This window comes from Bacillus sp. 05T21, from assembly GCF_056396785.1.
This window is the reverse complement of sequence record NZ_JBFTMD010000064.1, coordinates 1-5,987: the sequence shown is the minus strand read 5'-3', so window position 1 is coordinate 5,987 and position 5,987 is coordinate 1. Positions and strand designations below refer to the sequence as shown.

The 5,987-nt window shown below is 31.8% G+C and carries 6 protein-coding genes and 4 pseudogenes; 5 read left to right on the top strand and 5 right to left on the bottom strand.

What is annotated here, in order from left to right:
- The 3 genes and pseudogenes from AC1DKZ_RS32465 to AC1DKZ_RS32455 all read right to left on the bottom strand — a co-directional run.
- Positions 1 to 562: pseudogene (locus AC1DKZ_RS32465) on the bottom strand (RNA-guided endonuclease TnpB family protein); the annotation flags it as partial.
- A gap of 229 nt (positions 563 to 791) precedes the next feature.
- A pseudogene (locus AC1DKZ_RS32460) lies at positions 792 to 1,085 on the bottom strand (hypothetical protein); the annotation flags it as partial.
- Positions 1,086 to 1,148: 63 nt separating this feature from the next.
- Positions 1,149 to 1,748, bottom strand: coding sequence for a hypothetical protein (locus tag AC1DKZ_RS32455; protein ID WP_061689702.1), 600 nt, complete (start codon positions 1,746 to 1,748; stop codon positions 1,149 to 1,151).
- Positions 1,749 to 2,362: 614 nt separating this feature from the next.
- Between AC1DKZ_RS32455 and AC1DKZ_RS32450 the strand changes: the two are divergent.
- Positions 2,363 to 2,614: pseudogene (locus AC1DKZ_RS32450) on the top strand (hypothetical protein); the annotation flags it as partial.
- A pseudogene (locus AC1DKZ_RS32445) lies at positions 2,598 to 2,888 on the top strand (DUF2812 domain-containing protein); the annotation flags it as partial. The pseudogenes AC1DKZ_RS32450 and AC1DKZ_RS32445, both read left to right, overlap by 17 nt.
- A gap of 432 nt (positions 2,889 to 3,320) precedes the next feature.
- Here AC1DKZ_RS32445 and AC1DKZ_RS32440 read toward each other — a convergent pair.
- Together AC1DKZ_RS32440 and AC1DKZ_RS32435 are read right to left on the bottom strand one after the other, a co-directional pair.
- Positions 3,321 to 3,653, bottom strand: a complete 333-nt coding sequence (locus AC1DKZ_RS32440) for a hypothetical protein (RefSeq protein WP_431183402.1) — start codon at positions 3,651 to 3,653, stop codon at positions 3,321 to 3,323.
- 153 nt (positions 3,654 to 3,806) lie between these two features.
- Entirely contained in the window at positions 3,807 to 4,103 is a 297-nt protein-coding gene (locus AC1DKZ_RS32435) for a hypothetical protein (protein ID WP_476997940.1), read from the bottom strand.
- 347 nt (positions 4,104 to 4,450) lie between these two features.
- On the opposite strand from AC1DKZ_RS32435, the gene AC1DKZ_RS32430 reads away from it, so the two are divergent.
- From AC1DKZ_RS32430 to AC1DKZ_RS32420, 3 genes are all read left to right on the top strand, one after another.
- Complete coding sequence (locus tag AC1DKZ_RS32430) at positions 4,451 to 4,834, top strand: DUF3796 domain-containing protein (RefSeq protein ID WP_002144055.1); 384 nt, start codon at positions 4,451 to 4,453, stop codon at positions 4,832 to 4,834.
- Positions 4,803 to 5,003 (top strand): helix-turn-helix transcriptional regulator, encoded by a 201-nt coding sequence (locus AC1DKZ_RS32425; protein WP_000172689.1) that lies wholly within the window; start codon positions 4,803 to 4,805, stop codon positions 5,001 to 5,003. Before AC1DKZ_RS32430 ends, AC1DKZ_RS32425 begins: the two co-directional genes overlap by 32 nt.
- A 649-nt stretch (positions 5,004 to 5,652) precedes the next feature.
- Positions 5,653 to 5,987 (top strand): DUF1904 family protein (locus AC1DKZ_RS32420; RefSeq protein ID WP_476997939.1); only part of this gene is annotated, 335 nt, incomplete at its 3' end.

The window sequence follows — 5,987 nt, the reverse complement described above, 5'->3', positions numbered from 1 at the left end:
CTTTTAGTCCCACATCCATTCCAATGTAAGAATTTGTTTTCGGAAGTTCTTGCACTTCTGTTTCAACTAACAATGACACAAAGTATCTGCCAGAAGAGTTCCGTCTAACCGTAGCATTTAAAATACGTCCCTTTACTTCACGACTTTTGGCACATCGAACAAGACCGATTTTTGGTAATTTCATTTTGTTTCCTACAACGGCAATGTTTTCATTTGTTTGTTTTGTGGTGTAAGATTGTACGTTGTTTTTCTTAGATTTGAAACGCGGGGCACTGTTTTATTTTTTGAAAAAGCGTGTATACGCATCCGCAAGGTTGCGAACAGACGACTGAATCGCAATACTATCCACTTCTTTTAACCAAACAAACTCTTTCTTCATGGCAGGAAGTTTGGCAGAGCATGTCCCATATGTCAAACCTTTTCCTGTTTCTTTGTATGCATTATCCCATAGAGATAGGAAATGATTGAATACAAAACGAGAACAGCCAATCGTTTTATTGATTAGGATCGCTTGTACTTTATTTGGATAGATACGAAATTTATATGCTTTATTGATTATCATTCGTTCCACCCCCATTTCGATATGTGTCTATTATACAACAAACGTATATTCGATAGGTAGTGAAGTAACAGTTTATGTATGTAGAACAATTAAGATGGCTTCCTGCCATCCCTTGTCCGAAGCCAATTCATCTCCCACCTACTCACTTTGCATTCCTTGAGGAAGGAGTCTTCTTGGCTAAAATGATAAATAATGTAATAGGTGTCACGTTATGGTCTGTATCCCTTTAATTCTTTAGATTGGCTATAAATGACCATTCATAACTTTTTAAATTTGTATAATAGTCATTCTCTTCTTCCCAGTTGCCTACGTGCCACCTCATATATAGAAAATCATCTTCTGCTAATGCTTCATTTATCTGTTCCTTTGTAAATGGAATGTCTGTACTACGATTAACTTTTATATATTCTTTAACAAATGGAAACTTTAACGCTGCCTCTTCCCAGCTTCCTGTATTTATTAATTCCACCAATTTTTTATATTCATCCTTTATAATTACTTTACCTCGAAAGGCTGTATACATTTCAAAAGACAACTTTATCACCTTCTTAAATTCATTATGAATTTAATTAACATATATACTTAACTACACAATAGATGGTTTTAGAAATCGTACTACGTTTCCCTTTTCACTAAATTCACTCTCATTGTTACAATTTTTGGCGGTAAGATCTACTATATAACTCTCTGAAATTTTAAAAGTTCTCTCTTCATTAAACATTGTCAAAGGAACTGATACTCCAACATTATTATCTAGATGACTTAATACCATTACAGGTATAGTTTCTCCTTTTAATAAATCAACATATGAGGTCTTAACTTTATAATAATGGCCTTCTAAAAAATGCATTTTTCCGTTTATTAAATCCACTGCAACTCCATTATTACAGTACGCTAAGCTTTGATTTGAAAAATGGATGTCATCCGATACTTTAATAAATTTCATCGTTTTATTATCAAATATATAGTAACCCTCTCTTACTACAAAGAGATTATGCGGATTGATAAACTCTAGCAAATAATGTGTGATTTCAAAGCTAGTATCCCCCTCAATCATTTCTCTGTATTCTACATAAAGTTTCTCTAATTTTTTAAATGTACTTAGTTTGATTCCCTGATTTGGTCTTGATGCAAGTGTTAGGTCATCTAATACCCATTTAGCCACGTATGTTGACGTTGGAATCATTTACAATATACCCCCTTCAAAATTCTATATATGAACATATAAACTATTTAAATTTAATAAATTGGGCTCTACTTAAAGTATAGGCAGAATCTATTTAATAACTAAGATAATTCTCTAACTTTTTCATATTTACTTCTTATAAATTATATTTATCAAACTCTAAAACGAATTCTTTATAATCAATTTACATTTTCAGAAATTTGAGATATCATTTGTTATATACACCTTTTTTATTTTTCAAATCAATCTCAATACACATAAGCCCTTCGGGTTACTTGAAAGAAGAATGTAATGCTAAATGCATTGGTTCTTACTATCCAGTATCCTTGAAGGGCTTTTTGTATTGTCTAGAAAGGAGAGAATAAATGAGTTTTAATGAATTCGTATTAGATCAATGCGGTAAAACATGGCCAGAATTAAAAATGATGCTCTTACTGAGAATCAGGATCTAACACATGAAGACATTCAAGAAATCATTTCAAAACAATACCTACTTTTAAGAAATGACTACGAAGAGTCTCGATTAGAAACACAGTAAGAAAATATTAAACGCATGTATGCGTAATGAACAGACTTCTCAAATTTGAGGAGTTTTTATTATGGAGGGAGTTAAGATGAATAATTTTATTGAGCTGCTAAATGAAACTTACTGGGATAGCTGTTCACTTCACGAAAATACTGAAATTCAAAAGTTCTCTACTAAAAAAATTGAATTTACAAAAACGATGCTTTTTTTAGATTCCTATAATCGTATCTACAAAAAGAATCCAGAAATTTTTACTTTTATGATGGAAATACTTTCTTCAAGTCTCATTAAAGCAATATATCGTTTTATCGCTCCGAAACTTGAAGAAAGAAATCTTCTCGGATCGCCAATCAAAGGATAATCATTATAAAAAATTAATGAATTATTCATTTTGGTTGGTTATGCTGTGTTTAGCTTATTCTTATATGTTTTACAAGGATTCGGGATTATATCATGAAGGTCTTTGGAGTATGAAAGGTTCATTATTTTGGAAGGCATTTTTATTTGAAACTCCATTTGTCCTTTTGAAGTTGTCTTCCACACTTCTGTTTGTTTTTTTGGGTATCAATTTCTATAAAACTTATCGAAAGTATTCAATGTTAAAAGAAAAATAAACGTTTTTTAAATTTTCCAGAATCGGGTGCGATTGTGGAGCAAGAAGTAAAGGAGTGATACATATTAGTCAATGACTAATATGTATCACTCCTTATTTTTTATGACTTTTTTGATTTAGGTCTTGATAATGTAAATTAAACAACTATATTATCTCCGGACATCTTATTGTATAATTTCCCTAATAATCGGTACCTTCTATATAATCATTAGGTTAAAATTTTATAATGCTTTCAGAATAAAAACGTGATGTCTTTTATAGCAACCAAGTTTATTTTTATCGTTTTGGGGGGACATTAAAAACTTAAGTTGATGGGCATGGGGTACCGTCAGCATTTTTCAAAATAATCTATGCTATGCGGAAAAATAAAATAAGCTGTCCATATGAACAGCTTATTTAAATAATTCTTGTTATTGGAAGTCATTTTAAAATTCTACATGTTTACTTTTTTCTTGTTCTTACGAATAAACCATGACACCAAAGTTAAAAATAATAAAAAAATCAGTAAAAAGAGCGGTATTTTTTGAACAAAGAAAAATCCTTTCCAAAAATCTAACCTAGTACTATCAGGAGAATCTGTTGCCATCCCACCTATAAAATAAGATAACGGAATGGTAAGTATATTTATCCCTAAACCGATCATTACGAATGATAGATTTTTACTCCAGATTTTTGGTAATGCAGCCATAATAAATAAAACTAATGCAGTACCAATTATAAGAAACAGTACTCCAAAATAAAATGCAAAATATAAAATAATTCCCATAATATCCCTCCATGATTTTAATTGTACCATCAATAAGGGCAATTTTGGATGAATATGATATTCGTATATAGTTAACATAACGTCCTATTATCGATAGCAAGAAAAAGGTGGATCCCTCCTCTAAAAAGGCATCCACCTATTCATTATGTACTTCTATACTTGTTTTGTTTTCTTTGTTAGTGCAAACTTCAAAAAAGCTGCAAGTAGTAGGAGGAGCGGTATTCCCTGAATAAAGAGAAATCCTCCAAAAAAATCAAGCGTAGTACTATCTGGAGGGGCTGTTGCCATCCCACCTATAAAAAAAGCCATTGGACTTGTGAGTAGATTTATCCCTAAACAGACCATTATCAATGATAGGTTTTTAGCCTTAATTTTTGATGTACCAGACAAGAAAAATAAGACTATTGCAGTGCCGAATATAAGAAACAGTGTTACATAAAAAATTACCATAATATCCCTCCATGATTTTAATTGTACCATCAGCTAGGACAAATTTGAACAAATAGGATATTTATATAAGTCAGATATAGTGTCTCTTTATCAGTTGTAATAAAAAAGCGGATCCCAACTCTCATAAGGAATCCACTCTTTCTTTTTCTACAACTCTATTTTTATACGTTCCTCTTCTTGTCCTTACCAGAACCTCCACCACTAGATCATTTACATAATTATCGAAAGCGGAAGTTAAAAGTATTGGTTTGAAACAAAGATATAAAGTTTCAATTCCTTTTTATTTCGCTCTTTATGTGATATATTTATCTCATAAAGAGCGAAATATATCACAAAGGGGATCTTATATGAAGAATAAATTAGCTTACTTAGGGTTTATTGGCTTTTTAGGTTTTTTGGCACCTTTCTCATTTTTAAGTGAAAATTCGTTTTCGCCTCACTACTATTTCCTTTTCTTTTTCTTTTTTTTATACGCAAAAGTTATACCAGATGAGCTTTTTATATTGCATGTTCGTATCGCCGCTACAAGGGCATTTTTTGTAACACTAGTATTTGGTAGTATATTACTCTTAAGTGTTTCTATTTTTGAAAATGTACATGTAATTCGTTTATTTTTTGCACTTTCAATTTTAATACCATTAGGAACTTTTCTAATTAATTTAGAAATATTTGAACGTAGAGAAAAGAAAGGGATGCAGGATGACGTTGATTACTCGGATGAAAGAATATAGGGTAAAGTTAAATATGTCCCAAGGAGATTTAGCTAATAAGGTTGGAGTTAGAAGAGAAACAATTGGTAATCTCGAAAACGGAAAATATAACCCTTCATTAAAATTGGCTTACGATATTGCAAAAGTTTTAAAAGCACCTATTGAAGTGTTATTTTGGTTTGAAGACTAGTTTAATTCTAGTACAAGTGAATACAAGAGAAAAAATGATGAATGTTCTATTCATGCTCGGTTAACATAACGTCTCATTATCAGTAGCAAGGACAAGGAGGTTCCCTTACAAGGGAACCTCCTTTCTTTGTTCTATCGACCTATGTATTTTTTTATACATTCCTATCCTGGCACGGTTTTAGGGTTCTTTTTTGTTGTTGGATAAATAAAAAACTGTATTAAATCTTGCATGCTCCTAGATGTCACTATATATGAACACTACGTATTTGAATTTCTCAATGACCAACATTACTTAACGTGGTAAAATAGTATTCGGATGGAAATCCAATGTTATTAAAATTAAAGTGGTTATCAAGTCGGAGGAAGGCACCTTAGGGTGCCTTTTCTTTTTAAAATATATAAGCGCAACTATCCCTTTCCTAATAGAGGCCTTCCATCATGCCTCCTTACAGGGAGAATGATAAGGCTTTTTATATTTGCCCAATTACCGAGCTCTCAAATGTTTTAAATAGTCACAATACATGTATTGCTTCAATAACATATGATCATTCTTAAGAATATCATTTAAATTTACCAATAGGTGTTAGTGCAGTAAAATAAATTGTGTTATGATGTGAGCAAATATAAAGCTATCTAACGGAGGGATTCACATGCCGCATGTTGTGTTTCGTGGAATTACTACTGAACAATTAAAACGCATAAGCAAGCCATTAGTAGAAGAGCTAGCAGAGATTTGTGAGTGTGGTACGGATAATTTTACGTTTGAACTACCAGGTTCTACGTTTGTATTCAATGGAGAAGAAATAGTAGCATTTCCTCTTATTGAAGTGAAATGGTTCGAGCGTGGACAGGAAATTCGTGATCGATTTGCCAAGGCCATTACTACATATGTAATGGATTTTGGACTTCCAGAAGTAGAGGTTGTATTTACGGTTTTCACAGAATCAGCGTATTATATTAACGGGAAGTATTATATTAACGGGAA

Coding starts and splice junctions, on each gene's coding strand:
- AC1DKZ_RS32455 (WP_061689702.1), bottom strand. CDS start 1,748: ATGATTCCAACGTCAACATACGTGGCTAAATGGGTATTAGATGACCTA.
- AC1DKZ_RS32440 (WP_431183402.1), bottom strand. CDS start 3,653: ATGGGAATTATTTTATATTTTGCATTTTATTTTGGAGTACTGTTTCTT.
- AC1DKZ_RS32435 (WP_476997940.1), bottom strand. CDS start 4,103: ATGGTAATTTTTTATGTAACACTGTTTCTTATATTCGGCACTGCAATA.
- AC1DKZ_RS32430 (WP_002144055.1), top strand. CDS start 4,451: ATGAAGAATAAATTAGCTTACTTAGGGTTTATTGGCTTTTTAGGTTTT.
- AC1DKZ_RS32425 (WP_000172689.1), top strand. CDS start 4,803: ATGACGTTGATTACTCGGATGAAAGAATATAGGGTAAAGTTAAATATG.